This is a genomic window from Cyclobacterium sp. 10D3-21 (assembly GCF_055809755.1).
This window is the reverse complement of the sequence record NZ_CM147924.1, coordinates 1,482,105-1,507,762: the sequence shown is the minus strand read 5'-3', so window position 1 is coordinate 1,507,762 and position 25,658 is coordinate 1,482,105. Positions and strand designations below refer to the sequence as shown.

25 protein-coding genes are annotated in these 25,658 nt (G+C 39.3%); 4 read left to right on the top strand and 21 right to left on the bottom strand.

What is annotated here, in order from left to right:
• Positions 1–259 precede the first annotated feature (259 nt).
• The 7 genes from rny to rpsT all read right to left on the bottom strand — a co-directional run bounded on the left by rny (position 260) and on the right by rpsT (position 6,684).
• The gene (gene rny / locus AC0L7T_RS06300) at positions 260–1,825 is read right to left on the bottom strand and encodes a ribonuclease Y (protein ID WP_473341642.1); all 1,566 of its coding nucleotides are present in this window, start codon (positions 1,823–1,825) and stop codon (positions 260–262) included.
• A gap of 71 nt (positions 1,826–1,896) precedes the next feature.
• Positions 1,897–2,181, bottom strand: coding sequence for a cell division protein ZapA (locus AC0L7T_RS06295; protein WP_040416997.1), 285 nt, complete (start codon positions 2,179–2,181; stop codon positions 1,897–1,899).
• A 1-nt stretch (position 2,182) separates the two neighbouring features.
• A complete protein-coding gene (locus AC0L7T_RS06290; RefSeq protein ID WP_473341641.1) occupies positions 2,183–2,470 on the bottom strand; it encodes a hypothetical protein in 288 nt (95 codons plus the stop codon).
• Position 2,471: 1 nt separating this feature from the next.
• Positions 2,472–4,883: a phenylalanine--tRNA ligase subunit beta gene (gene pheT, locus AC0L7T_RS06285; RefSeq protein ID WP_473341640.1), complete on the bottom strand. Its 2,412-nt coding sequence runs from the start codon at positions 4,881–4,883 to the stop codon at positions 2,472–2,474.
• Between the two features lie 54 nt (positions 4,884–4,937).
• On the bottom strand, positions 4,938–5,555 hold the full coding sequence (locus AC0L7T_RS06280; protein WP_473341639.1) for a DUF1684 domain-containing protein: 618 nt from the start codon (positions 5,553–5,555) through the stop codon (positions 4,938–4,940).
• A gap of 6 nt (positions 5,556–5,561) precedes the next feature.
• Positions 5,562–6,257: a RadC family protein gene (radC, locus tag AC0L7T_RS06275; RefSeq protein ID WP_473341638.1), complete on the bottom strand. Its 696-nt coding sequence runs from the start codon at positions 6,255–6,257 to the stop codon at positions 5,562–5,564.
• Positions 6,258–6,432: 175 nt separating this feature from the next.
• Positions 6,433–6,684: a 30S ribosomal protein S20 gene (gene rpsT, locus AC0L7T_RS06270; protein WP_020892768.1), complete on the bottom strand. Its 252-nt coding sequence runs from the start codon at positions 6,682–6,684 to the stop codon at positions 6,433–6,435.
• Positions 6,685–6,848: 164 nt separating this feature from the next.
• On the opposite strand from rpsT, the gene AC0L7T_RS06265 reads away from it, so the two are divergent.
• The gene (locus AC0L7T_RS06265; protein ID WP_473341637.1) at positions 6,849–7,919 is read left to right on the top strand and encodes a zinc dependent phospholipase C family protein; all 1,071 of its coding nucleotides are present in this window, start codon (positions 6,849–6,851) and stop codon (positions 7,917–7,919) included.
• On the opposite strand, the gene AC0L7T_RS06260 is transcribed toward AC0L7T_RS06265, so the two are convergent.
• Both AC0L7T_RS06260 and ettA read right to left on the bottom strand, forming a co-directional pair.
• On the bottom strand, positions 7,810–9,141 hold the full coding sequence (locus tag AC0L7T_RS06260) for a pyridoxal phosphate-dependent aminotransferase (RefSeq protein ID WP_473343356.1): 1,332 nt from the start codon (positions 9,139–9,141) through the stop codon (positions 7,810–7,812). The genes AC0L7T_RS06265 and AC0L7T_RS06260 overlap by 110 nt on opposite strands.
• Before the next feature lie 359 nt (positions 9,142–9,500).
• Positions 9,501–11,180 carry an energy-dependent translational throttle protein EttA gene (ettA, locus tag AC0L7T_RS06255; RefSeq protein WP_473341636.1) on the bottom strand — a complete coding sequence of 560 codons (1,680 nt, stop codon included), beginning with the start codon at positions 11,178–11,180 and terminating at the stop codon, positions 9,501–9,503.
• A gap of 129 nt (positions 11,181–11,309) precedes the next feature.
• Here ettA and AC0L7T_RS06250 point away from each other — a divergent pair, with 129 nt between their 5' ends.
• Together AC0L7T_RS06250 and AC0L7T_RS06245 are read left to right on the top strand one after the other, a co-directional pair.
• On the top strand, positions 11,310–12,560 hold the full coding sequence (locus AC0L7T_RS06250) for a DUF349 domain-containing protein (protein WP_473341635.1): 1,251 nt from the start codon (positions 11,310–11,312) through the stop codon (positions 12,558–12,560).
• Positions 12,561–12,636: 76 nt separating this feature from the next.
• Positions 12,637–12,858, top strand: a complete 222-nt coding sequence (locus AC0L7T_RS06245) for a DUF2795 domain-containing protein (RefSeq protein WP_010855875.1) — start codon at positions 12,637–12,639, stop codon at positions 12,856–12,858.
• 43 nt (positions 12,859–12,901) lie between these two features.
• On the opposite strand, the gene AC0L7T_RS06240 is transcribed toward AC0L7T_RS06245, so the two are convergent.
• The 5 genes from AC0L7T_RS06240 to AC0L7T_RS06220 form a co-directional block, all read right to left on the bottom strand.
• Positions 12,902–13,645, bottom strand: coding sequence for a LytR/AlgR family response regulator transcription factor (locus AC0L7T_RS06240; protein ID WP_473341634.1), 744 nt, complete (start codon positions 13,643–13,645; stop codon positions 12,902–12,904).
• On the bottom strand, positions 13,642–14,685 hold the full coding sequence (locus tag AC0L7T_RS06235; protein ID WP_473341633.1) for a sensor histidine kinase: 1,044 nt from the start codon (positions 14,683–14,685) through the stop codon (positions 13,642–13,644). Before AC0L7T_RS06235 ends, AC0L7T_RS06240 begins: the two co-directional genes overlap by 4 nt.
• 13 nt (positions 14,686–14,698) lie before the next feature.
• On the bottom strand, positions 14,699–15,436 hold the full coding sequence (locus AC0L7T_RS06230; RefSeq protein ID WP_473341632.1) for a LiaF transmembrane domain-containing protein: 738 nt from the start codon (positions 15,434–15,436) through the stop codon (positions 14,699–14,701).
• 107 nt (positions 15,437–15,543) lie between these two features.
• The gene (locus AC0L7T_RS06225) at positions 15,544–16,242 is read right to left on the bottom strand and encodes a 2-C-methyl-D-erythritol 4-phosphate cytidylyltransferase (RefSeq protein WP_473341631.1); all 699 of its coding nucleotides are present in this window, start codon (positions 16,240–16,242) and stop codon (positions 15,544–15,546) included.
• 8 nt (positions 16,243–16,250) lie between these two features.
• On the bottom strand, positions 16,251–16,901 hold the full coding sequence (locus tag AC0L7T_RS06220) for a metal-dependent transcriptional regulator (RefSeq protein ID WP_473341630.1): 651 nt from the start codon (positions 16,899–16,901) through the stop codon (positions 16,251–16,253).
• A gap of 203 nt (positions 16,902–17,104) precedes the next feature.
• Between AC0L7T_RS06220 and AC0L7T_RS06215 the strand changes: the two genes are divergently transcribed.
• Positions 17,105–17,923, top strand: coding sequence for a ZIP family metal transporter (locus AC0L7T_RS06215; RefSeq protein WP_473341629.1), 819 nt, complete (start codon positions 17,105–17,107; stop codon positions 17,921–17,923).
• Positions 17,924–17,930: 7 nt separating this feature from the next.
• On the opposite strand, the gene AC0L7T_RS06210 is transcribed toward AC0L7T_RS06215, so the two are convergent.
• The 7 genes from AC0L7T_RS06210 to AC0L7T_RS06180 form a co-directional block, all read right to left on the bottom strand.
• Complete coding sequence (locus tag AC0L7T_RS06210; RefSeq protein WP_473341628.1) at positions 17,931–18,911, bottom strand: 2-hydroxyacid dehydrogenase; 981 nt, start codon at positions 18,909–18,911, stop codon at positions 17,931–17,933.
• Positions 18,912–18,984: 73 nt separating this feature from the next.
• The gene (locus tag AC0L7T_RS06205; RefSeq protein WP_473341627.1) at positions 18,985–20,052 is read right to left on the bottom strand and encodes a M42 family metallopeptidase; all 1,068 of its coding nucleotides are present in this window, start codon (positions 20,050–20,052) and stop codon (positions 18,985–18,987) included.
• 218 nt (positions 20,053–20,270) lie between these two features.
• Entirely contained in the window at positions 20,271–21,149 is an 879-nt protein-coding gene (locus AC0L7T_RS06200) for a DUF2911 domain-containing protein (RefSeq protein WP_473341626.1), read from the bottom strand.
• A 104-nt stretch (positions 21,150–21,253) separates the two neighbouring features.
• A complete protein-coding gene (locus tag AC0L7T_RS06195; RefSeq protein WP_473341625.1) occupies positions 21,254–21,598 on the bottom strand; it encodes a TfoX/Sxy family protein in 345 nt (114 codons plus the stop codon).
• Between the two features lie 217 nt (positions 21,599–21,815).
• On the bottom strand, positions 21,816–23,432 hold the full coding sequence (locus AC0L7T_RS06190) for a long-chain fatty acid--CoA ligase (protein WP_473341624.1): 1,617 nt from the start codon (positions 23,430–23,432) through the stop codon (positions 21,816–21,818).
• Positions 23,433–24,092: 660 nt separating this feature from the next.
• On the bottom strand, positions 24,093–24,521 hold the full coding sequence (locus tag AC0L7T_RS06185) for a DUF3995 domain-containing protein (RefSeq protein WP_473341623.1): 429 nt from the start codon (positions 24,519–24,521) through the stop codon (positions 24,093–24,095).
• Positions 24,522–24,565: 44 nt separating this feature from the next.
• Positions 24,566–25,456 (bottom strand): polysaccharide deacetylase family protein, encoded by an 891-nt coding sequence (locus AC0L7T_RS06180; protein ID WP_473341622.1) that lies wholly within the window; start codon positions 25,454–25,456, stop codon positions 24,566–24,568.
• Between the last annotated feature and the right edge of the window lie 202 nt (positions 25,457–25,658).

The following is a 25,658-nucleotide window of genomic DNA, read 5'->3' as shown; positions in this document are numbered from 1 at the left end:
AGGACCTTTGTCAAACATGGCCCCTCAGCCAAAACTGGTTAGCGTAATTCTATTAAAACTAAAAAAATAATTTGAAAATCAAAAATAATACCCTAATTATAAATCCGAAATCTATAATGGGAGAAAAGTAACTTACAGTGGCTGACTTTTAAGCCCTAATGGGCTGTATTGGTATTAAACAATTTCAGCCAAAAAAGGGCAATTATTCTAAACGAATAATTGCCCTTTAAACAATCCTAATATCAATAATTATCAGCCATTATTTGGCATAGTTCACTGACCTCATTTCTCTAATCACAGTTATTTTTATTTGGCCAGGATACTGCATTTCTTTTTCGATTTTTTGAGATATCTCAAAGGATAAATTACTAGCAGTAGTATCACTTACATTGTCTGCATCTACCATTACCCTTAATTCTCGACCTGCCTGCATGGCAAAGCACTTATTTACTCCCTCAAAGCTCAAAGCAAGTTCTTCCAGGTCTTTAAGCCTTTTGATATAGCTATCCATAATTTCCCTACGGGCTCCAGGACGTGATCCAGATATGGCATCACAAGCCTGAACAATAGGTGATAACATAGAAGTCATTTCTATTTCATCATGGTGAGCTCCGATAGCATTGATAACTTCAGGATGCTCTTTGTATTTTTTGGCGAGCTCCATACCTAGGATTGCATGGGGCAATTCTGCTTCTTCAGGGTACACCTTTCCAATATCGTGAAGCAAGCCTGCTCTTTTGGCCATCTTGGCATTGAATCCCATTTCAGCAGCCATGGTAGCACAAAGCTTGGCCACTTCTCTGGAGTGTTGCAAAAGGTTCTGACCATAGGAGGATCTGAAGCGCATCCTTCCAACCATCTTAATTAGTTCAGGGTGCAATCCATGGATTCCAAGATCAATACATGTTCTTTCTCCAATTTCGATAATTTCTTCATCGATATTCTTTTCGGTCTTGGCGACCACCTCTTCGATTCGTGCTGGGTGGATTCTTCCATCCTGAACCAAACGGTGTAGTGACAGTCTGGCGATTTCTCTTCTTACAGGATCAAAGCCTGATATTATAATCGCTTCAGGTGTATCATCAACGACAATTTCCACTCCTGTGGCAGCTTCCAGGGCTCTGATATTTCTTCCTTCTCTACCGATGATCTTACCTTTAACATCATCACTTTCAATATTAAACACAGACACGCAGTTTTCTATTGCATGTTCGGTCGCCGTCCTCTGTATGGTATCCAAAACAATTTTCTTGGCTTGTTTGGTTGCGCTTAGCTTCGCTTGATCCAGAATATCCTTAATATGTGAAGAAGCCTTGGTTGCCGCTTCATCTTTAAGCATTTCTATCAATTGCTCTCTGGCCTCTTCTCTGGTGAGTAGGGCCACCTTCTCAAGGTCTGTTATGCGTTGATGAGTAACCTTATCAAGTTCATCTTTGCGCACCTGAACGGCATGCAATTGGGCACTGAGGTTTTCTTTTTTACTATCTAACTCAGCTTCTTTGCGCTTAATTTGCTCCATTTCCTTAGAAAGGATCTGCTCACGTTGCTTGAGTTTATTTTCATTGGTGATAAGGATGTTTTTCTTTTTACCGACTTCCTCTTCAAATTCTGTTTTCAGCCTAAGGTATTTTTCCTTGGCCTCAAGGACCTTGTCCTTTCTTACCCCTTCTGCTGTTATTTCCGCCTCACGAACTAAACTTCTTGCTTTTTCGCGAGCCTCATTCTCAATTTTCTTACTGTTATTTTTAATAATGAATCCTGCCAGGACTGCCCCGATCAAAACGCCAAGTGCGCCGGATAATATAATGTATATTGAAATTCCCATAGATATATTTGAGTTTATCTACCGGATAGAATGGGTAACTGCGTTGTTGGGACGAAATAAACTACAATACATCAGAGCAATGATTCAAGATTTTGGTTAACATGCTGAAGCACTTGCTTTACATGCTCACTACCTTCGGTATGGTCATCCTTAATTTCAAGGAATTCCACCATGCAATCGAAAGCCACCATTGCCAGCAAATCCTGGCGATCCTCCAGACCAAATTCCTCTCTGTACTTTTTTATCTTATCGTTAATTAATTTCCCTACCCGTCTGATTCGGGCTTCTTCATCGGTTTTCACTTTCATGGGATATTCCCGATCCCCAATTTTAATTCTTATCGAAAGTGTATCCATATTATTCAGACAGGTAAGTAATAATTTTATCGATTTCTTTTATATAGTCATCAATTCTCCCCTTCAATTCAGCAGATGCTTTATTTTCTACCGGTATGTTTCTTACAATTTTACTAATTTTAATTTGATTTTTAAAATCTTCGAGTGCTTCTTCCTGGTCGGACAGTTTCTTTTGATAGACTAAAAGTTGATTTTTGAGGGCATTATTTTCCTGTTCAAGTAATCTTACCTTTTTTTCTACCTGTTCAGATAGGGTTTCTAATTTTTGAAGCTCCTCGTAAACCTTCATATTATTTTCTGATCAAAGCACCGGCATTTTTTTCGAAGGTGTGCATTAATTTCCCCATCGTTTTGTCTATAACCTTGTCAGTAAGGGTTTGCTGGTTGTCTTGTAGGTAGAAACTCAAAGCATAGGCTTTCTTTCCTTCCTCCAATTTATCCCCTTTGTACATGTCAAAGACATTAATTCTTTTCAATAATTTACCACCAGCTTTTGTTGCCATTTGCCGAATCTCATCAAAAGTAATCTCCTGATCAATAACAAGAGACAAATCCCTTCTAACCTCAGGAAACTTTGATATTTCTTGAAATTTACCCTGAGATTTAGCCAGTTTGCTGAGTCTTTCCCAATCTAGCTCTGCAAAATACACTTCCTGCTTCACATCAGCTAACTTACAAACATCAGGGGCAAGAAGGCCTATGCTCCCTAAAGGCTTATTATTTACTATCAACTCTAAACCGAATGAAAAAGGACTCGACTCCACAACGTTAACATCGGGCTGAGGGATGTTTAGTTTTGTCAATAAGGCCTCCACTATGGCATACAAATCTGTAAAATTAACTGGCTTTACGGCATTCATCCAATTTTCACGGGTAGAATTACCTGTCAAGAAAAAGGATAGCTTTTTCCCTTCATCATAACCTTCTGAAGCCTTCGCATACACCGACCCAAATTCATATAATTTCAGATCCTTCTGTCTCCTGTTGATATTGTGGGCCAAAACTTCCAAACCTGTAAACAATAGGCTTTGACGGAGTACACCAAGGTCCTCACTTAGCTTATTCAAAATAACAACATCCTTTTCTTGTTCCAGAAAAGGTGCCTTGTCCGCATATTCTGACTTTGTAAGAGAATTGGTCAATATTTCACTATAGCCTATGCCTGCAAGCATTTCTGAAACCCTGTATTGTAATTTATTGGTGTCTTTTTCAGGATGCTCCGCAAGGAAGTCTGCTTGATAATTTTCCTTCAGGGGTATGGATTCAAAGCCATAAATTCTCAGGATTTCCTCAATGATGTCTGCCTCTCTGGTCACATCTACCCTATATGGCTTTACTATGGCTACAAAACCAGCCTCAGTTTCATTGCTTACTCTTATCTCTAATGCTTCCAGAATTTGTTTAATTCTCTCCTTACCAATTTCTTGTCCGATCAAACGATTGACATGTTGATAACTGACAGGGATTTCGAAATCTGCAACCGGCTCAGGATAGAGGTCCACAATTGGGGAACTAATAACAGCTCCTGTTAGCTCTTTGATTAGCAAAGCAGCCATTTTCAATGCGAAAACCGGCATGTTTGGATCTGTTCCTCTTTCAAAGCGAAAAGAGGCATCTGTTTTGATTCCATGAAATTGAGCGCCCTTCCTTACCACGTCTGTACCGAAACAAGCGCTTTCCAGAAATATTGCAGTGGTTTGATCACTTACACCAGAATCAAGTCCACCAAGTGTACCTGCAATACAAAGCCCTTTCGAATTGTCACAAATCATCAACTCCTCCCCAGACAGCGTTCTTTCTTTACCATCCAAAGTGACGAATTTCGTTCCGGCTGGCAATCGTTTAACCTGTATTTCATCCCCTTGAATCTTTGCTGCATCAAAAGCGTGAAGGGGTTGACCAAGGTCGTGTAGAATAAAATTGGTAATGTCTACTACATTGTTGATGGGCTCTAGCCCGATGGCTTTAAGGTAATCCTGAAGCCATTTGGGCGATGGGGCTACTTTTACATTACTAAGTGTAAGGCCTGAATACCTGGGACAATCCTGGTGGTCCGCTACACTTACTTCAATAATCCTGTCCGAGTTATCTATTTTGAATGCATCTACATCCGTCAGAACAAGGTCCTTGTTTAAAAGTGCCTTTAAATCTCTGGACACTCCCAAATGTGATGCTGCATCCGCACGGTTTGGAGTTAAACCAATCTCTAATACTTCTATTTCTTTAATGTCAAACAACTGACCTACTCCACTTCCATTGGGAAGGTCTGTAGCTAATACTAAAATGCCCTCATGTCCTGTTCCAAGGCCTAATTCATCTTCGGCACAGATCATCCCTAAAGAAACCTCTCCTCTGATTTTGGCCTTTTTAATTTCAAATGATTCACCAGATGAAGGATACAACGTGGCTCCTACTGTCGCCACTGGTACCTTTTGGCCTTTAGCTACATTAGATGCACCGCAAACAATGGGCACTATCTCAGTCCCTATATCCACTGTGGTAAGGCTAAGTTTATCTGCATTGGGATGAGGCTCACAGCTCAGCACTTCCCCTACTACTATGCCTTTAAGGCTTCCTTTTATTGATTCGTATGTCGATATTCCTTCTACTTCCAGGCCTCCTGCAGTAAGCAAGTCGCCAATTTCTTTAGTAGATTGATCGAATGGTATATAATCTTTGAGTCGATTGATCGAAATTTTCATTATTACGGTTTTGACTAAGATACAAATTTACAATAATTGACCTCTACTGAAAGATTATTTTTCGTAATTTTTCTCCCCTGCCCTAATGGGGATATCCAAAATATTTTCTCTAGGTGGGATGGGGCAAGCAAAATCAGGATTATAAGCACAATAAGGGTTATATGCGAGGTTAAAATCAATGGTAATAGAGGAAGACCCATCTTGGCGCAGATTGATATATCTACCACCACCATAAGTTTCCTCAGTACTTGTCCCGTCAGCAAATGCTAAAAAAAAGTTTCTTAAATCAACTTCATCTTCAGCTTGCAACAATAAAAGTTTGATTGTTTCACCATTGAGTTCAAATTCCACAAAGGAATGCCTGATGTATCTTTCCAGGGTGCCGTCTGACATGGGTATTTCCACAATTCTTTTGTTGGGAACCGGCACAAGTCTTCCCCTCACCTTAAAAGAAGGATCTATTGGAAAAAAATCCAATGAATCAAGTGCTTTTTTTTGCTCTTCCTTTAAAGGGGAATCAATATTAAACTTCAAAAACTTAAACTGACGCTCTCTTTCCGCTTTAATATTTTCAATATAAAGTTCAGGATCAGTAGTACCAGTAAAGGTATAGATCAGAGAACCAAGGACTACCGTACCTACTAAGGCCAGCAATAAATAATTTTTATTCATAGTAATTTAGATCATGCTTTCATCTGCAAAGCTAAAATAGCCAACATCTGTGAAAATCACATGATCTAATACGGGAAGCTCTAAATTTTTACCAACCAGACATAGTCTTTTGGTAAGACCAATATCGGCAGAAGACGGCTTTAAATTCCCTGAGGGATGATTATGCACCAAAATAATAGCACTTGCTAAATATTCCATACCAAATTTAAAAATCAATTTAGGGTCTGCTATTGTGGCAGAGGTTCCTCCTTGACTAATCAATTGCTTTTTGATGACCACATTGCTGCGGTTTAAAAACAAAACGTAAAAATACTCGACTGCCTCATCAAGCAATTCTGGTCGCATAAGCGCATATACATCCGCCGAAGAGGTGATTTTTGCTTTTTTCTGAGGCTCTGCCCCCTTCCTTCTTCTACCGAGCTCTAAAGCGCTCACTATGCTTATGGCCTTGGCCTCTCCTATCCCTTTAAATTTCTTTAAATCATTTACAGACAACCTTGCCAATTGAGCCAAATCATTGTTTACACTTTGTAAGATGTACTTGGAAAGGTCTACGGCGCTGAGATTTCGGGAGCCCGAACCTATCAAGATGGCGATTAATTCCGCATCTGTTAGCTGGGCCTTACCTCGTAACAATAATTTCTCTCGGGGTCGATCCTCCTCAGCAAGGGCAGATATCCTGATTGACCTGTAATCATCCATAGGCAAAAAACGAATAGATTCAGTTGACAAAAAAACTTCGAAATCGGCATTGTTGGTTAGCGTTGATTCCTAAACTCCTGATTAGATAGGGAATACCCACTAAAAATAGGAAAAAATAGGCATAAAAAAAACCCTACTGAAAAGCAGGGTTTAAATGTTTTATACAAACAGACTCTTATAGAGCGTTAACAAACTTGGTCAATTTAGACTTTTTGTTCGCAGCGTTGTTCTTGTGAAGAACGTTTTTCTTTGCCAGTCTGTCCAACATGGATGTAACCTGGTTTAAAAGTTCCTGAGCTTCCGCCTTGTCTTCAGTGTTTTTCAATCTTTTGATGAAAGTCCTGGTGGTTTTGGCCTGGTACCTATTTCTTAACCTTTTGGCTTCATTTGCACGAATTCTCTTTAAAGCCGACTTGTGATTTGCCATATTATATATAATTAACTTTTCCTTTTTTGCTTCTATTGGATCGCAAATTTAGCAGTTTTATTTTTAATTGCAAAACAATTAATCAAATATGGCCAAATAGAAGGTTTCGAAATCTACAATTTTTTCACTATTTTGAGTTTGTGATAGTGTATTCGTAAATGAATATGAAAACAGTACTATTTTTATTCCTTTTGCTAAGCAGTGGCTTTCAAGAGCTTACTGCATGGGGCTTTTATGCCCACAGGTTGATCAACAAGCAAGCTGTATATTCACTTCCTCCGGAATTGATGGTTTTTTTCAAACCACACCTAGGCTATATTTCTGATAAAGCCGTCAACCCAGACAGAAGAAGATATGCCGTAAAAGGGGAGGCTGAAAAACATTATATTGACTTAGATATCTATGGTGACAGTGCTATTTACAAACTTCCCCGATTCTGGGCAGAAGCCAAAGCCATACATGGTGAAGACAGTTTGAGAAAACACGGAATATCGCCATGGAGCACTTATCAGACGTTTCAAAATCTTATTTACGCCTTTGAAAAAAAGGATACCCAAGCCATTCTTAGATTGGCTGCTGACCTTGGCCATTATTTGGGGGATATCAACGTGCCCCTCCATAGCACAAAAAATTATAATGGTCAGTATACCGGCCAATATGGAATCCATGGATTTTGGGAAAGCCGACTTCCTGAATTGTTTGCTAGCGAATACGATTTCTTTGTGGGCAAGGCGAGTTACCTTGATTTTCCCCAAGACGAAATATGGAAGGCGATAGCAACTGCCCATTTTGCGTTGGACTCCGTCTTTGGTTTCGAAAAAGCATTGACAAAGGAATTTCCTGAGGATAAAAAATACAGCTATGAAGATCGGGGAGGCATTACCACCAGGGTGTATTCAAGAGAATTTAGCAATGCCTATCATCAAAAGCTAGGCGGGCAGGTCGAGCGTCAAATGAAAAATACGGTAAAGCTAATTGCTGATTTTTGGTACAGTGCCTGGATTTTGGCAGGACAGCCAGAACTGGGGTACCTGGATCCAGACCGGATCCAGGTACCCCATGAAAAGGACAGTATCTACGTCCCCAATGATTCATTACAAAACATCAGAGAGCACAAGACCTTTTTTATTTTTCCAGAATCATTTTTTTGGAGGAATTCAGGTAAGCCTTTATACTTCTTGCAAGCTTTTCAAAAGTATTGCGAAAGACGTCCTCGTTTTCTTCCAGTAGGGTAACTCTAAAGCCTCTCAAATCAGAACAAAATGAACTTACTGGAACTACACAAATTTTTTCAGAGGCTAGCAAATTATAAACAAACCTTTTATCATTTGGCATATCCTTTTCTTCAAGCCACTTGTCCAGAAGTACCTTTATCGCCTTGTCCTCCACAGGAAGAAATTGATCTTCGTCTAATACCCCCTCATCGAAAATGACTGTGTTGTAAAATGCCCCTTTCGTTTTGTTAAACTTAATGCCTTCGACATTTCCTAAAACCTCTTCCATAATCCTACTTCTGGTTCCTATGGCGGCATTGGCTGTCACCCTGTATTCCTTATAGGCAGGGTGACTCATGATTTTAGGTATGGCAAGCTGGGGCAAAGTGGTAGAACACACTTCTATCATTTTGGCATTTTCCAGCGTAACACATAGTTTCGTGAATTCTTCGGAAGTATGCTTGTTATAAAACTCCATCCAGCCACATCTGGACCCAGGCCATGGAAATTCTTTTGAAATCCCTTTTAACGAAATACCAGGCAGGTCATTTCCGAGAATTTCAGCCAGACTTATGGCCTCATAACCATTGTAAGTAATGTTTTGGTAAATTTCGTCTGCAATCAGCAGTAGATTAAATTCTCTGGCAATCTCAACAAAACGATCCAATACTTCCCTTGGGTAAACCATCCCAGTAGGATTGTCCGGATTAATGATAAGGATACCCACTACGGAGGTATTGTATTTCACCTTATTGTATAAATCCTCCATATCAGGATACCAGTTGTTGTCTGGATCCAATTTATAGGTAAGTGGAGCGGAATTGGCATGTGCGGCTTCTGCAGAGCTGTGGGTAGAGTAAGCAGGTGAAGGACCAATGATCCTCGCTGTGGGGGTAAGAAACTGGTACAGTTTGGCAATACCATCCCCCAGGCCATTGAAAAACAAAATGTCTTCAGCACCAATTTTAACACCGCCTTTTTCGTTGTTTAAATCTGCCAGAAATCTCCGGGTGGCTGGCATACCTTTGCTATCTGCATAGCCATAGCTGTGATCGTCCTGAACGAGTTCGGAAACTATTTCCTTCATCCAGGCTGGTATGGTATTGTTTTTCTGTATAGGGTCCCCTATATTCTCCCAGGTAATGTCATACCCGAGTTCTTCGATCATTCTTGCCTTTTTGACAATTCCTCTGATCTCGTAATTCAATTCTTCGGCGCCTGGGCGCAATAGCAATTGTCTCATCATATTCAAACGCGATGCTAGCTTTAAAACACAAATAAACGAAAAAGGGAAATAAACTGGGCGATAATTTGAAAAAAGGAGGGCTTATAAGTTCAAACTTTTATTTATAGCTGGTTACTGGCCCTGAAAACTGGCCCTTCAGCCAATTGAAATCAAGCCCCCTTCACCTCGTTTTAGTGCCGTCCACCGACTGACTACAAACCAATTCTAAAATTTCTTAATGCATTGTTGAAAACATACATTCTATTGCTAACTGAAAAAAAATCAAAACCAACTTTAGCTTCCTTGCTAGCCAGGTATAAAAAAAATCCCTTTGCTGCATCAAAATGCAACAAAGGGAAAACACCAGTTTATGGTACTTATTTAAGTTTTTTGTATTTAATCCTTTTTGGCATTAAATCACCTAAACGCTTTTTCTTGTTTTCTTCGTAATCTGAGAAATTCCCTTCAAACCAATAAACACTACTGTCCCCTTCAAATGCTAGAATATGCGTACAGATCCTATCCAGGAACCAGCGGTCGTGAGAAATAACTACTGCACAACCTCCAAAATTCTCCAATGCTTCTTCCAAAGCTCTTAGAGTATTCACATCCAAATCATTGGTAGGTTCATCCAGCAACAAAAGGTTGCCTCCTTTTTTCAAGGTCATGGCCAAGTGAACACGATTTCTTTCACCACCTGACAGCACACCGACTTTCTTACCCTGATCAGATCCTCCAAAATTAAAACGGCTTACATAAGCCCTTGAATTCACTTCTTTATTTCCCAGTTGTACAAACTCATTCCCATCGGAGATCGTCTCATATACTGTTTTATCAGGTAATAGGGTATCATGTTCCTGATCAACGTAAGCGATCTCTACGGTCTCCCCAATTTCAAAATGGCCGGCATCAGGTTTTTCTTCTCCAGTGATAAGGTTGAAAAGCGTGGATTTACCTGCACCATTTGGGCCAATCACCCCCACTATACCTCCCTGAGGCAGGGAAAACGTGAGGTCGTCAAATAGCAATTTATCCCCAAAGGCTTTAGAAACACCTTTTACCTCAATCACTTTACTTCCCAATCTTGGGCCCGGTGGAATGTACAATTCAAGCTTGGATTCCTTTTCCATGGCGTCTTGACCTACGAGTTTGTCATAAGCATTTAACCTGGCCTTTCCTTTAGATTGCTTGGCTTTAGGAGACATTCGTATCCATTCCAATTCTCTTTCGAGCGTCTTCTGCCTTTTCGATTCTGTCTTCTCTTCCTTTTTTAACCGGTCTTGTTTTTGTTCCAACCAGCTGGAATAATTCCCTTTCCAAGGAATCCCCTCTCCTCTATCCAATTCAAGAATCCAACCAGCGACATTATCCAAGAAATAACGATCGTGGGTTACTGCTATTACGGTTCCTTTATAATTCTTTAAGTGTTCTTCCAGCCATAGCACTGATTCTGCATCCAGGTGATTGGTAGGTTCATCAAGCAACAACACATCGGGTTCCTGTAAGAGCAAACGACAAAGCGCCACCCTTCTTTTCTCACCACCTGACAAGTTTTCTACCATTGCTTCAGCAGGAGGAAGACGAAGGGCATCCATGGCTTTTTCAAGCATGGTCTCTAGTTCCCAGGCATTTACTGCATCTAGCTTTTCCTGAACATCTCCCTGCTTATCGATCAATTTTTGCATGGCATCCGGATCATCCATCAGACCAGGATCCATGAATTTCTCATTGATGGCTTCAAATTCTTTAAGCAAATTAACTGTTTCACTTACAGCTTCTTCAACAACCTCTTTCACTGTTTTGGCAGGGTCCAATACTGGTTCTTGCTCCAACATCCCTACTGAATAGCCATCAGACCATACTAACTCTCCTTGAAATTCAGTTTCCGTTCCTGCAATAATTCTTAGCAAAGAACTTTTCCCTGAACCATTAAGTCCAAGTACACCGATTTTAGCACCATAAAAAAACGAAAGATAGATATCTTTAAGTACTCTTTTCTGTGGAGGGTACACTTTTGAAACTCCCGCCATAGAAAAAATTATTTTTTCATTACTCATGGTTTATTTTCGTTTAATTTAAACGGTAAAGATGGTAAAAAATCGGCTTTCTTAGGATAAATGGAGCATATTTAATTAATTTGCAGAAATCCATACCGCCACTAAAAATTTACAACCAATCTTTTGATCATGACTGAGCATCCATTTGGATATATTATAGAAGGTAAAATTTATCTGAAAGGCTTTTTAGGCCAGAAAGACCGTGTGATAGGAGAGGTAAAAGAAGATGAAGCCTCCACCTTTCGTTATTTTGAAGATAGATTTGAAGCCGTAAAACAAAAGGTAGAAAAACTGAAAAGCGACATTGAGGAAAACCAAAATAAGGGCTCTTTCCTAATGAAACTTATTCACCTTAAATCATCTCTGTTGACTTTTGATGGATTGGGGGATTTCCCTGCCCTGATAAAGGAACTCGAAGCACAGGAAGCCATTTTAGAAGAAATCATCCAATCCAACAGGCAAAAAAACCTGGAGATAAAAAAAGAACTTCTCAAAGAAGCGGAGGCCTATAAAGAAAGTACCGACTGGAAAGAAACATCGGAAATTTTCAAGGAGCTGAAGCTAAAATGGCTAAAAACCGGGCCTGTAGAGAAAGAATTAGAAGAAGAGATAAACGAAAAATTTCAAGGTATCTTAGACGTCTTTTACGGCAATCGTAAAAATTATTTCGATGGTTTGGCTTTACAGGCAGAGCAAAACATCAAAGTTTATGAGAACCTTTTAGAACAAGCGAGAGAGGCGCACGACATGGCAGATGTAAAAACTGCTTTTGAGATCAGTAAGCGAATTCAAAAAGAATGGAAAATTTCAGGTCGGGTTCCAGCCTCAAAACGTCAGCCCATTTGGGATGAGTTCTCCAAATTAAACAACCGCATTTTCAGCAAGTTCAAACGAATGAGTCAAAATATCCCGACAATTAGTCCGGGGCTTATGATTAAGAGGATTGAAAAGTGGGCTGAAGAAATGAGGCAAATGTCAAAAGGAGAGGTGAACGAGTACAAAGTCAGCCAAGCTAAAAAACTGCAAGCTGAATGGAAAAAACTTCCTCCAAAAAAACCGAGGAATGCACAACAAAGTATTGGCTCTTTCGTATTCTTTTCAGAAATCATTTTTGAAAAATCTTTTCTTGACAATCTTTGCCACTCTAAATATGAGGGTTTCGCTGGGAAATCTGAAGAGGAGCAGAAATCCTTAAAAGTAAATTTATTAAAAGACCTTATTGCCAGGGATCAGCGAGAGCTAATTACTGTTACAGAAAATGCTGAAAATTTCAGAAGCCAGGAGGGTGAATTTGATCACATCATGCGGAAAAAAATTGCTGCCCACAAAAGAAAGGTTGATGTCAAAAACAGTATTTTAAAAGAACTTACAAACAATTAATCCGTAAATGTTTTAGTTTAGGAAAGTATTTCTATTTTTGCACCCCTTTAAGGGGATCTTTAAATTTGTGTAGATTATGTATTGGACTTTAGAACTTGCCTCCTATTTGGAAGACGCTCCGTGGCCAGCCACCAAGGATGAGTTAATTGATTTTGCTATTCGCTCTGGAGCACCTTTAGAGGTTGTCGAAAACCTCCAAGAGCTCGAAGATGATGGTGAACCTTACGAAAACATTGAGGAAATATGGCCTGACTATCCGACAAAAGACGACTTCTTCTTTAATGAAGACGAATATTAAGCACTAAGCCTTCTCTTTTAAAAGTGAAGGCTTTTTTCGCCACTTATATCCGTAAAGCCTTTTTTAGCTTCACCATTCCTTTTTTGCTGACAGGTAATTGTGTGCCGTCTTTAAGAAATACCAAATAGTTTTCTTTTTGATAGGGTTCTATTTTATTTATCGCTGTGATATTTACCAGGTGAGATCGGTGAATGCGAATGAAAGCTTGTGGATCAAGCATTTTTTCGTAGTAAGCCATCGTTCCTAATTTCAGATAGGACTTTCCCTCCGAATTGATCTTAACATAATCACCGTCGGCGCTAAAGGAAGCTAAATTAGAGACATTTAACACTTCTATTTTATTTCCTGTCTTCACAACGACTCTTTTTAAAAAGGCATCTGTGGAGATATCTTCCTTTACTCTGGCTAGCTTGGATTGAGTATCTGATGGATGTTCCTCAGTAACACTTACCCTCTGAATGGCCTGAGCCAACCTGTCCTTGGAAAAGGGTTTTAAAAGATAATCTATAGCCTGCAACTCAAAAGCCTTTATTGCATAGGTATCGTAGGCAGTGGTGAATATTACTTTGGGTGGATTCTCCAAAAGCTCCATTAACTCAAATCCTGTAATTTTAGGCATTTGTATATCCAAAAATATCAGGTCAGGTTTAAGCTCCCCAATCCCCTTGAACGCCTCAAACCCATCATTGAATTTACCCAATACTTCTATCTCAGGAAAATCCTCCAAATATTCCTGAAGTAAATCTTGTGCCAATGGCTCATCATCAACAATCAAACAACGTATCATTTTAGTTGGGGTATCTTTAAAGTGGCTGTAAACTGGCCGTTACTTTCCTTATAGGCAAGTAAATCTTTCCGACCAAAAATAAGAAATAACCTTCTTTGAAGACTTTCCAAACCAAAGCCGGTACCGGAGGCATGACCTGATTCGTCTCCACATGGGTTTTTCACTGTTATTAAGAGATCACTGTTTGCCTGACTGACATCAATTTGTATTAATATATCACCCGTCACACCATAAAGCCCATGTTTTACAGCATTTTCTACCAAGGCCTGCACCATGAGGGAAGGCAATTGTAAGGAGGATACGTTCTCAGGTAAATTGATTGCATAACTTAACCTGTGACCAAACCTGATTTTCTCCAACTTCAGGTATTGACCAATAATCTTCATTTCCCTTGCTACAGGTTCCCACTTCTTTGGATCCATCTTGAGGTTCCCTCTATAAAAATCCGCAAGCCCTTGAACCATCTCACGGGCTTTCTCAGGATCTCTTACCAATAAGGCATTAATGGAGTTTAGACTGTTGAAAAGAAAATGAGGTTGCATTTGCTGACGCAAGTAATGGAGTTCGGCATCAGTGGACAACTTCTGGCGGGACTCCTCTTGCTGAAGCCTATTGAAATCTTTGGTGCTGGACTTATTTGATAAAATAATAAGCCCTATCAAGTGAAACAGCAAGGTAGCTACGGTCCCCCTTATAAGTATTGAAGCATCGAATAAGGAAAGTGACCCTGGGTAATCCAACCAATTGGCTTCCCATATCAAGCGGTTCGAAAAGGTAAGTGTGCCAGCTATTGTAAGAGCAAATAAAATCGTCGGCCAGCTTTTAATCTTTCCAACAGGATAATAATTTAGCATTAACTTTATAAGAAAAGCGCCTATACCAAATGTGATAGTGCTAAGAATGGCATCAGCAATGCTCCATTCTAAATTACTTTGCCAATAGAAAGTGCTTCCAAAGACCCCTGCATAGACCATCAAAAGAAAAATCACATGATCTCCAAAATTATCATTGATCAAAAAGGATTCATGTGATTTTTCCATAGGGTCCTAAATTTTAGTAGGAAGATATCTCTATTCCTCCAAATATTACTGATCCCGTAAGGATCAATCTCTTGTCAGCATTTTGAACGTTCCCTTGCTGGGTATATCTTTTATCATCTATACCTGCTGCCAAATTACTCACGCCAATCTGAACATCCCAATGTGGAGGTACAATCAATTTCAACCCACCAAAGGCAACAGACACTTTCAATACCGCCTGACCTTGAATGTCCGCATGCATTAAATCTATATCAGCTCCACCAAAAACACTGGTAACTTCTCCGCCTTTAAAATCCTTGGACATAACCTTACGCTTAATCCCAGTAAGAAAGGCATCTACTTTAATGTAATTAATTCCATCCTGACCAAAAACACCTATACCTTCCGCTGTACCTTGGTCAAAACCCTTTTCCCATCCTTCCATATTAAAAGACTTGTTCCTGTTTTTCTTAACAATGATATACAAGCCCAATAAAATTAAGCCTATAGGGAATATTAAAGGCCCCATATGAAAGGGTAGGAACATCGTATCTTTTAAGAGAAAGAAACCTCCTATTAGGATCAAAACCACTGAACCTGTATTCTGAAACCTGTTCTTATAGCCCGAATAAATCCCGATAGCGATTAAAATCATCGGCCATGAAAAAATCCAATACGGGATAAAAAAGCCCAATTGCTTTAACAAAAGGAGTGATCCAATAACTAAAATTATTACACCTAGTGCAAAATTTCCATTTCTTTTTCCATTCATAACATTTGTATTTATTTGATGGATTAAAGGTAGGGTTACAGCGATTCAATAAATAGACCAGTTCGACTAATGAAAAAACTTTGCCGATAAACGACCTGATTTTACTGTTAATCAGCTTTTCTTTTACGTTCTAATAAATAGTCTGCATAACTCAAATCTTCAGGCGTGGTTAACTTGATGTTTTCATGATTTCCAGCAATCAAATGCACCTTCCACCCCATGTTTTCATAAACTGTTGCGTCGTCCGTAAAAAAGGGCTCTTCATCTGTAAGAAAAGCAGCTTTTATTTTTTTTAGCTGAAAAGTCTGTGGCGTCTGTACCAGCCTGAATTCATCCCTGTTTTTAAACTGGGAGATTCCGTTGGCATAGATCCTTCTAATAGAATCTTTTAAAGTCACCACGGCAATGGCACTTCCATGTGTCGCAGCCCCCTCAAAACTTTCCTCGATCACCTCTCTTGAAACAAATGGGCGTACGCCATCATGAATGGCCACCAGTCCCTCTTCTGTAGTAATGCTGTCAAGTCCATTCTGAACCGAGATAAACCTGCTAGCCCCTCCTATCACCAGTCTGTGCGGTAGGTTAAAACCAAACTTTTCGCACAAACATTGCCAATATTCGAATTGACTTCCCGGCAATACTAAAATCAAGTGTAGGGCAGGGTCATAGGCATTAAATACATTTAAAGTATGCATCAATACTGGCAATCCTCCAATGGGCAAAAATTGCTTGGGTATTTCTCCTCCCATCCTCACTCCTGCTCCTCCTGCTACTAAAATGGCATATTTCGCTTGTCCCTTTTCCATGGTTTCTATTAACTGACCAATAGTTTAGAACAAACCAAAGCAGAAAGCACTTCCGTCTGCCCACCATAGGAGACTTTCATGTTTTTATCATACGTTTCCACCTCCAGAATTTCTACCTCCACACCCAAAGCCAACCCTTTGCTATTGAGGTATTTCAAAAATTCATCGGTCGTTTTGCTTAATGCCTTCAAAGTTACCAATTCCTGCGGTTGGCAATCTGAAAGCAAGCGGAATTTCTGTGTGGCAATTTCTCCATTACTAGTGGGAATCGGTGATCCGTGAGGATCTCTCTCTGGAAAGCCTAAAATTTCATCCATCCTGTCAAAAAATGCAGTGGACTGGATATGCTCCAATTGTTCTGCTATTTCATGTACCTCTTCCCATCCAAACCCCATTTTCTCAACCAAATACATTTCTGTGAGTCTGTGTTTTCTGATGATCATTGCAGCCATCTTTCTACCTTTGGCGGTAATCTTTAGCGGTTTGTACTTTTCATACTCCAGTAAACCCATTCCGGCTAATTTTTTAACCATACTGTTTACTGAAGGAAGACTGACATCTAGCGCCTGAGCTATACTTGTAGTATTGACGTCATCAGATGCGATGGCTTGATTAAAAATCACTTTAAGGTAATTCTCTATAGATTGGCTATTGGTCATTGCTTTCTTATTTCATAACAAAGATAAAAAAATATTGAAATAAATTTGTTAGTCAAATCTAACTATTTAAATTTGCCATGACTAAATTAAAACTGAACTTAGCGAAACAAAGTTGATTTTAAGTGATACCCATTAGGTTAAGATTTGCGCGAGGAAATAACTAACCACAAGCAGCCAAAAATCTTTTAAAAATAAAAATTATAATGTTTGATACCATTGTTGACTATTTAAGTAGTATTTCCCCAGCTTACGCAGCATTAATAGCAACCACATTCACCTGGTTCGTTACAGCTGTTGGTGCTGCTTTCGTCTTCTTCTTTAAGAAGATGAACAGACCTTTTTTAGACACTATGATGGGATTTACCGGGGGTGTAATGATTGCCGCCAGTTTTTGGAGTTTATTGGCTCCGGCCATCACAATGAGCGGAGGAGAAGGCTTTACTAAAGTAATGCCCGCAGCCATAGGTTTCTTTGGTGGCGCATTGTTTATTTTTGTTTTAGACAAAATTTTACCGCATGTTCACATCAATTTCAAGAAAACAGAGGGAATAAAAACGCCATGGCAAAGAACCACATTATTGGTGTTGGCCATTACAATGCATAATATCCCTGAAGGACTTGCCGTTGGCGTTTTATTTGGGGGTGCGGCTTCGGGTGTACCGGAAGCCAGCATCGCTGGAGCGGTTATTTTAGCCATAGGTATAGGACTACAGAACCTCCCTGAAGGCATTGCTGTAGCTGTCCCCCTTAGAAGAATGGGGATGAGCAGAGGAAAGAGCTTTATGATGGGCCAAGCTTCCGCTTTGGTCGAACCAATCGCTGGTGTTTTAGGTGCCGTCGCTGTTTCAATATTCACCCCCATACTACCCTATTCTTTGGCTTTTGCAGCTGGGGCCATGATATTCGTTGTAATAGAAGAAGTTGTTCCTGAATCTCAACAGGGTGGCAATACCGACATGGCCACAATGGGATTCATTGGTGGCTTTATCATCATGATGGTATTGGACGTAGCACTCGGCTAAAACCTGACTATTTGCTTTGCTGCACTTCTGGGTTTACTGGATAAGGCAGTGGGTCTCCCTTTAATCCTGCAATGATATTCTCAACTGCACAGGTAGACATCTTGTCCCTTGTTTCCTTTGTTGCAGAGCCAATATGCGGAAAGACAACAGCGTTTTCCATTTCCAGTAGTGGATTGTCTTTGGACATCGGTTCAGGATTCGTCACATCCAATCCAGCCCCCCAAATGATTTGCTGACGCAAAGCTTCGGTAAGTTCATTTTCCTTGTGTACGGCACCTCTGGAAGTATTGATAAAAATGGCTGTAGGTTTCATTTTCTTAAACTGCTCCATGCCAAACATGCCTTTTGTTTCCGGTGTAAGTGCAGTATGGACGGAAACCACATCACTTTGAGCCAGTAGCTCATCCATGCTTACCTTCCGAGCCCCTAGTTCTTTCTCCGCTTGTTCATTGGTACTTCGGTTATGGTAGAGAATTTTCATCCCCCAAGACTGGGTCACTATTTTTGCAAGCTCTGCTCCTATTCTTCCTAAGCCCACTATACCCAAGGTTTTTCCAGCTAGATCAAAACCCAGGTCCTGGGTAGGCTGTGAAGGGCCCCATTCCCCTTTTTTTATTTTCTCATGAAGATAAAGCGCCTTTCGAGCGACTGTTAGCATCAGCAACAAGGCCGTTTCTGCGGTTGCTTTATTTAATACATTTGGCGTATTTCCCACAGGAACGCCATTCTCGGTAGCTGCCTTTATATCTACACCATCAAAACCGACAGAGTGAAGCGCTACTACTTTAAGGTGCTTGCATTCTTTGAAAAAACCTGCATCAAGACCCGCCTGACCTACACTTAAAAAAGCATCATGCCCTTTACAAAATTGAATGGCCTGGCCCCTATCCAGGATGGGTTTTTCCTTCCAGACGGTATAGGCAATTCCAGCCTCATCAAGTAATTTAAAACCTATTTCTGGAATAATTTTATTTATAAAAACTTTCATAAATTTTAATTTTGGCACCTGAAGGTGTTCGTGAAATCAATAATGGCGGGAAAGTACCCGCCATTATTTATAATTATTTAATATACCTAAAGTCAAATTTCTGGTCAAAATCCTTTAAAAAGGCAAGCATTAACCCAATCACATTTTCAATATCTTCCTTACTGGCTGTTTCTACAGTAGTATGCATGTACTTTAGTGGTAAGGAAATCAATGCCGCTGGTACACCTCCATTGGAGTACGCAAATGCATCGGTGTCCGTACCTGTACTTCTTGAGGACGCTGATCTTTGAAAAGGGATTTCTTCTTTATTGGCAGTAGAAATGATCAAATCCAATAATTTTTTATGTACTGCAGCACCACATGTTAGGACGGGGCCTTTACCTGCTGTGTAATCACCACTGGCAATTTTGCTGTACATCGGAGCAGTAGTGTCGTGGCAAACATCTGTAATAATAGCAACATTTGGCTTGATACGGGCCGCAATCATTTCTGCTCCCCGTAAACCTATTTCCTCCTGTACAGCATTGACGATATACAGGCCAAAAGGCAGTTTGACATTTTCCTCCTTCAACATTCTGGCAACTTCAGCAATCATATAACCGCCAATTCGGTTATCAAGAGCACGGCCGGAATAAAACTTTTTATTCAACTCGGTCAATTCATCATTAAACGTAATGACATTACCCACATGGACGCCCATTTCCAGCACTTCATCTTTTGATCTTGCACCAATATCTATGAATATATTATCCATTTTAGGCGTTTCTTCCTTTGCTTTGTCACGTACATGGATAGCCGGCCAGCCAAAAACACCTGGTACAACTCCTTTATCTGTATGAATATTGACCCGCATGGAGGGAGCGATCATATGGTCCGATCCACCATTTCTAATCACGTAAATGTATCCTTCGGGGGTAATATAATTGACAAACCAGCTGATTTCATCGGCATGCGCTTCTATAACAACCTTGAATTCTGCATTTGGATTGATGACACCTACAGCCGTTCCGTAGGGATCTGTAAAATAGTCATCCACAAAAGGCCTGATGTAATCCAACCAAATCTGTTGACCGGAGGCTTCAAAGCCCGTAGGTGATGCATTGTTAAGGTATTTGTAAAGAAATTTCTCGTTAGTATCCATATTTACATTTAATTGTATTCCATTCCTAGCCACAAAATAGCTGCCAATAATCCCAGTACTGAACTCAATACAAGTAAAGCCTTAGCAGCTTGTATTGGGATAAAGTTACAAACAAGATTGTTAGGGTAAAAATGGTGCTTGCATCATTTTTAAGCAGAAACTATAAATTCTCTTTGTTAAACCTGAAATATGCTTCACCCAAACTATTTGGCAATAGGTTATTGTGATTGGTTGTCTCTTAATTTCTCTATTCTCAAATACTCACTTTCCATTCTGCTTATTTCATTGACCCTATTTTCTTTTCTCTTCAGCAATTCGAGTGCCTCGTTTATTTCTTGAAGCGCATCATCATAAAGCTTTAGACTTTCGTAAATCCCTATCTTTATCCCACTATACCATTCACTATCTTTATCGAGTTCTTTAGCATTTTCAGCCAATTTCAGCGCACTGTTCAAATCTACCCCTAAATAAGCCAAATAAGCCGCAGCCCCTGCATAATTGTCCGCCACTTTATTTTTCCCTGTCAATAACTCCTCTTGTATCCATTTATAAATAATCGCATTTGTAGTTGTTTCTATACTAAAGCTGATTTGTGTATTTGCCCATGAAAGGTACACCTGTGCGTCATGCTGATTCAATTCAATATCGAAATTTAAAGTCTCATAAAAGCGACTTGTTTCATCGGGGCTTACTACGAATCGGGCAACATCCTTGTTATAATCATAGTCGTAACTCCCATAAAGGGTAGTGTCTGAATTGATTATTACCACCCATTCATTTGGATTGGGTATGGTGAAAATCGAGTAATTTCCAGCAGCTACTTTTTGACCACCAATTTTAACCTCATGATCAAATCGAATTTTCGTGCAATTCCCCGCTCCTGTGCGCCAAACTTTACCCCAAGGAACCAGGCCTCCAAAAATTTCTCGCTTTCTAACAGAAGGTCTTTCGTATTCAATTGCGATCAACGTGTTCCCAACAATTTGGGAAATATTCCCTTTTGGACTAAAGGATGGGTAATTAAAATTTATTCCCTGCGCACTAACTTGAAAGGTTGCAAAAATCAGTAATGTGGCAACTATAATATTTCGCATCATTTTAGGGTTTGATTGTGTAAAGTGAAGGCTACTTGGCAGGCTCTTTTAATAGCTTAATTTTAACTACGGAAAATCAAACATCTCAATGATCTCCTATTTTTGGATTATTTAATCGAGCTATTGAATGACAAAGCTTTATCAACCCAATATTCTAAATCTGCATCCCTATCAAATCCTTCTGGAATTATGAAAATGTAGCCTTTCATTGGTCTCCCGGTAAAATCCATTGGTAGGCAAACTTCTTTTTTTATCTCTGATTCATAAGCATCTGTTCCAATTTTTGCCATTAGAAGACTGTCTCCATATTTTTTATCGATATGGATGCCGCAACACATTTTATCATTGACCATAAAAACCAATCCTCCCATCATTTTCTTGTCATAAAAAGAGATGTTTTTTGTTTGTAGGATTTGTCGGATTCGGTCGCCTAAATGTTCATCATATGCCATTTTTAAAAGGTACTAAATTCAAGTGTAAAAATTAAATCAACCACAGAAAAACTGACCCATAAAACATTAATAAACAAACTTATACAGAATACACCTACCCATCATTGCTAAGCAAATAAGCAGTTGCCTTAATATCAATTGACCTAGGATGATAAGGGGACAATGGTCCTCTATAAACCCTAGGAAATTTCATCAAGTATAAAATTGTACTACTGGTTTAGCTAAGTTTCCCTTCAGAAAAAAGCCTTCTGATTTCTTTCTTGTCAAACTTTCCAGTGCTGGTTTTTGGCACTTCATTGATAAAAACAAACACTTTAGGAATCTGGTATTTCACAAAGTCTCTTGATAAAAACGCAATTAATTCTTCCTCCGAAACCTCATCTTCCTTGTCCATTAAAACCATAGCAGCCAAAGGCACCTCTACCCATTTATCGTCTGGAATCCCTATAACTGCCGCTTCCCTGATTTTAGAATGGGCCATTATTGCTGATTCCAGGGCCACGCTGGAAATCCATTCCCCTCCACTTTTTATAAGGTCTTTTATTCTGTCCTTAATTTCCATGTACCCATCTTCATCAATTGTACTCACATCGCCTGTTTTAAACCAGCCATCTTTTGTGAAGTTTTCGTGATTATTGGTTTTAAAATAAGCACTAACGATCCAAGCACCTCTTGTTTGTAGCTCCCCTATGGATTTACCATCATTTGGAGCAACCTTCCCATCGTCTGTCACTACCCTTAACTCTACACCAGGAAGCGGAATACCCTGATTGGCCCGGACGGCAACTTTCTCTTTGTCGGATAAAAGGTCATGTTTTGGCTGTAGTCGGCTGACTGTTGCCAATGGAGAGGTCTCGGTCATTCCCCAGACTTGAACCCCTTTTATCCCAAAGTCTTTATCAAAAGCCTCAATAAGGCTATTTGTGAGTGCCGAACCACCTACAAGGTACTCCTCGAGTGCTAATTTTTCTTTCGGCGGATTCATTTTCAATGCATGGTACACGCCCAACCAAATGGTCGGGACACCATTGGCTTTATTTACTTTCTCATCTATGAGTATTCGAATAATTCCCTCTGGCTTTAAATTTGAAGAGGGCAAAACCATATCTGAGCCCGACAACAAACAGCTATAGGGCAAACCCCAGGCCATCACATGAAATTGGGGAATAATCAGTAAAACAATGTCTCGGTTATTGAAATTAAAAGCATTTGGAGCCGTAATAGCAGATGCATGTAGGTAGGTGGATCTATGGGAATACAAGACTCCTTTTGGCAAACCTGTGGTTCCACTTGTATAACAAATACAGCAAGCGTCATTTTCATTGATTTCAGGCCATTCAAAATCATGGGATTGTTCTGCAAGCAGATCTTCATAATGCAGGGTATTAGGCAATGTGGTTTTAAAATCTTTAGGGGCATTTAATAGAACATAGCATTCTACCGTTTCAAGTAAAGGGGCTATCTTCTCTAAAAGATGGACCAACGTAGCGTCAACAAATATTATCTTGTCTTCAGAATTATTGATTATATATTCCGTTTGATTGTCTGACAATCGAATATTTATTGGATGGCAAATCGCTCCTACACCAGATATCCCATAGTACAATTCTACATGCACACCATGATTCCATGCAAAAGTACCTACCATATCCCCTTTTGTGACACCTAATTTTTTGGTCAAGGCATTGGCTAGCTTTTTACATCGCTTGTACATGTCACCAAAAAGGTACTCGTCACGGGTTCCATCAGGCAAATAACTGATAATCTTTTTATGATGATAAACACTGTTTCCATACTCAAGAATAGTATTTGTCGTGAGTGGGTAATTCATCATTAAGCCTTCCATTCTTTAATATTTTGGGTTTTATATTATTAATAATTCTACTTACTATTGAATATTAAAGTAGCTTTCCTATGAAACCTACTCAAAAGAAAAAACCTATTCTCCATCATTATACAATGCTAAGAATAGGTTGTTACTAGGTAAATGAAACCTGTTTAAATGGGCGATTTCACTAATGAAGTTGGTTTCGATTATTTTATTTTTTGATGAAAAGCCTAGTTGATAAAAAGGTACAAGAATGGCTCTAGTAACACCCGTAATGCCATTAAAAAAATGGTCATTCCAATAAATGGCCCCTAGGAGCCAAATACTACAGGAAACCTGGTCCGAACACGCAATAAGTCCATTCCTTTTCAAAATTATTTGGGTTAAAGTTAAATTTAATTTTAGTCTTCCTACCTTAAATAGTCAAACCTAAGAGTAAATGCATCTCTACATTCATCCAAAAATCTTCATTACTAATCTACTGATTTTTTGAAGGGCACAAAATGATTTGTGGATACATGGTTAAAAAATACCCTAAACCGGCTACTCGGGCATCTAATTAGCCTCCCTATTCTAATTCAGAGAGGAGATTGTCAAAAGGCCTTAACTCGGTATTGGCTGTAGGCCACAATCACTTTGTGCGAGATCGGAATACTTTTAAAATAATTATTGTTTTATCAATTGTAGCAGAATCCCTACTAGCCCAATAAATAAACAGAGGGGGGAGAAAAAATTCAGATCTGCTTTTCCAAATGAGGTGTTTTTAATTTTTTTGAAAAATCCCACATACTTGAAATCACCAATGGCTCTGAAAATAAATATCCCAGGGATAATCCATCCCCCATAAGTCATTACCCAAACAGGGATTGGGAGCAGTAAAAAACCTGATTTCAATAAATAAAAGAGGCCGATAAAAGTTAAACCAAACCCAACAATTACACTATCAATGTTTTTTGGATTTAATACCCTTTCACCACTTTCATTGGTGGGTAAGGTTTTTTCTAAACCCCAAGTTCCTCCAAAAGCCCAGGAAAAATGAATAATCCCAAGAACTGTAAAAATAGCAAACAGCACTAATGCGCCTATTGAATGCATGATTTTTTAATTTAAATCTCCCTACAAGGTTTCGAATTTAACTATTACTTGTCATTCCTCTCCAATATTTCATTATAAAGGGTTGTAATGCTTTCGGTGGAAGGTTCTTTTCTCATATTGCCTACCTGCTCTTCGTGCGTAGCCTGCCACCTGTAAAACCAGGAAGCACCCCATTTTTTATAATAATTTTCCTTTTGCTGGTAAACCTTATCTGTCAAAGCCTCTCCCATACTTATGAATTCATACCCTCTCTTTTTTAACTCATTTATTAATTGAGGAAGGTAATCTGCATTCAGTTTAGTGTCGTGGCATAAATAGATTTGATTGACAGTACGCTGATAGTCCATAAAAGCCAGGTCTTCAAAAAATTCAAAATAAGCCAAAGTTGTCCTCAAATATTCCTCTCCGATCTCTTTCGCTTTTTCAACCTCCCCTTTATCTAGGAAATCCTCATAAACAAAATTGAACATCCAGTCCACACTCTCTACTGTATAGGGCGTAATGGTGTATCCATTCTCTTTTAAGAAGTTTCTTACTTGCACATGTTGGACAGAATCTTCGCCTAAATCATTGAATGGAAACCTAAAGTATTGAAGGCTTTTATTGTATTTCTTAGCAAGTTGTCGAGTGATGGCTTCCCCATTTATAATTTCTCTTGCATAGGCATCTACTCCTGTGATGGAATACCGGGCATGGCTAAATGAATGATTGCCTAAGGTTATGTATTCCTTTTGGGCCCAATCGTTTAGAAGTCCAAAGTTCCTGGTTATGGAGTCTGTACTATAAACACGTGCCTCGTTTATGAAAATGGCAATGGGTATTTCTAAGGAATCCAATTTCTGCATGAGAACAGATTGGAAGCCATCTTTTTCGAACCTGCGGGTGTTGGGAACATCATCAATGGTGATAGACACCATTTTTTGACAATTTGCCAACTGGCAAATCATTAAAAACCCCATTAAGAATAAGTATTTCAAATTCAATTTATTCCATCATTTTAGTTACATGCTAAGTTCTTATTATTTTATTAAAATTAGGCCTTTTCAATTAGGCTTTGGTTTAATTTTTTAAAGAATGTTCTAATAATCAATTGCCTTTACATGAGTAGTTCTCTAAAATGATGTTCTACGGACTAAA

Excerpts from the sequence above, each read along its gene's own strand:
- AC0L7T_RS06280 (WP_473341639.1), bottom strand. The coding sequence starts at position 5,555 with ATGAATAAAAATTATTTATTGCTGGCCTTAGTAGGTACGGTAGTCCTT.
- AC0L7T_RS06225 (WP_473341631.1), bottom strand. The coding sequence starts at position 16,242 with ATGGAAAAGGGACAAGCGAAATATGCCATTTTAGTAGCAGGAGGAGCA.
- AC0L7T_RS06215 (WP_473341629.1), top strand. The coding sequence starts at position 17,105 with ATGTTTGATACCATTGTTGACTATTTAAGTAGTATTTCCCCAGCTTAC.
- AC0L7T_RS06265 (WP_473341637.1), top strand. The coding sequence starts at position 6,849 with ATGAAAACAGTACTATTTTTATTCCTTTTGCTAAGCAGTGGCTTTCAA.
- AC0L7T_RS06235 (WP_473341633.1), bottom strand. The coding sequence starts at position 14,685 with ATGGAAAAATCACATGAATCCTTTTTGATCAATGATAATTTTGGAGAT.
- AC0L7T_RS06260 (WP_473343356.1), bottom strand. The coding sequence starts at position 9,141 with ATGAGACAATTGCTATTGCGCCCAGGCGCCGAAGAATTGAATTACGAG.
- pheT (WP_473341640.1), bottom strand. The coding sequence starts at position 4,883 with ATGAAAATTTCGATCAATCGACTCAAAGATTATATACCATTCGATCAA.
- AC0L7T_RS06210 (WP_473341628.1), bottom strand. The coding sequence starts at position 18,911 with ATGAAAGTTTTTATAAATAAAATTATTCCAGAAATAGGTTTTAAATTA.
- radC (WP_473341638.1), bottom strand. The coding sequence starts at position 6,257 with ATGGATGATTACAGGTCAATCAGGATATCTGCCCTTGCTGAGGAGGAT.
- AC0L7T_RS06250 (WP_473341635.1), top strand. The coding sequence starts at position 11,310 with ATGACTGAGCATCCATTTGGATATATTATAGAAGGTAAAATTTATCTG.
- AC0L7T_RS06190 (WP_473341624.1), bottom strand. The coding sequence starts at position 23,432 with ATGATGAATTACCCACTCACGACAAATACTATTCTTGAGTATGGAAAC.
- AC0L7T_RS06205 (WP_473341627.1), bottom strand. The coding sequence starts at position 20,052 with ATGGATACTAACGAGAAATTTCTTTACAAATACCTTAACAATGCATCA.
- AC0L7T_RS06230 (WP_473341632.1), bottom strand. The coding sequence starts at position 15,436 with ATGAATGGAAAAAGAAATGGAAATTTTGCACTAGGTGTAATAATTTTA.
- rpsT (WP_020892768.1), bottom strand. The coding sequence starts at position 6,684 with ATGGCAAATCACAAGTCGGCTTTAAAGAGAATTCGTGCAAATGAAGCC.
- AC0L7T_RS06245 (WP_010855875.1), top strand. The coding sequence starts at position 12,637 with ATGTATTGGACTTTAGAACTTGCCTCCTATTTGGAAGACGCTCCGTGG.
- ettA (WP_473341636.1), bottom strand. The coding sequence starts at position 11,180 with ATGAGTAATGAAAAAATAATTTTTTCTATGGCGGGAGTTTCAAAAGTG.
- AC0L7T_RS06240 (WP_473341634.1), bottom strand. The coding sequence starts at position 13,645 with ATGATACGTTGTTTGATTGTTGATGATGAGCCATTGGCACAAGATTTA.
- AC0L7T_RS06195 (WP_473341625.1), bottom strand. The coding sequence starts at position 21,598 with ATGGCATATGATGAACATTTAGGCGACCGAATCCGACAAATCCTACAA.
- AC0L7T_RS06295 (WP_040416997.1), bottom strand. The coding sequence starts at position 2,181 with ATGGATACACTTTCGATAAGAATTAAAATTGGGGATCGGGAATATCCC.
- AC0L7T_RS06220 (WP_473341630.1), bottom strand. The coding sequence starts at position 16,901 with ATGACCAATAGCCAATCTATAGAGAATTACCTTAAAGTGATTTTTAAT.
- AC0L7T_RS06185 (WP_473341623.1), bottom strand. The coding sequence starts at position 24,521 with ATGCATTCAATAGGCGCATTAGTGCTGTTTGCTATTTTTACAGTTCTT.
- AC0L7T_RS06200 (WP_473341626.1), bottom strand. The coding sequence starts at position 21,149 with ATGATGCGAAATATTATAGTTGCCACATTACTGATTTTTGCAACCTTT.
- rny (WP_473341642.1), bottom strand. The coding sequence starts at position 1,825 with ATGGGAATTTCAATATACATTATATTATCCGGCGCACTTGGCGTTTTG.
- AC0L7T_RS06290 (WP_473341641.1), bottom strand. The coding sequence starts at position 2,470 with ATGAAGGTTTACGAGGAGCTTCAAAAATTAGAAACCCTATCTGAACAG.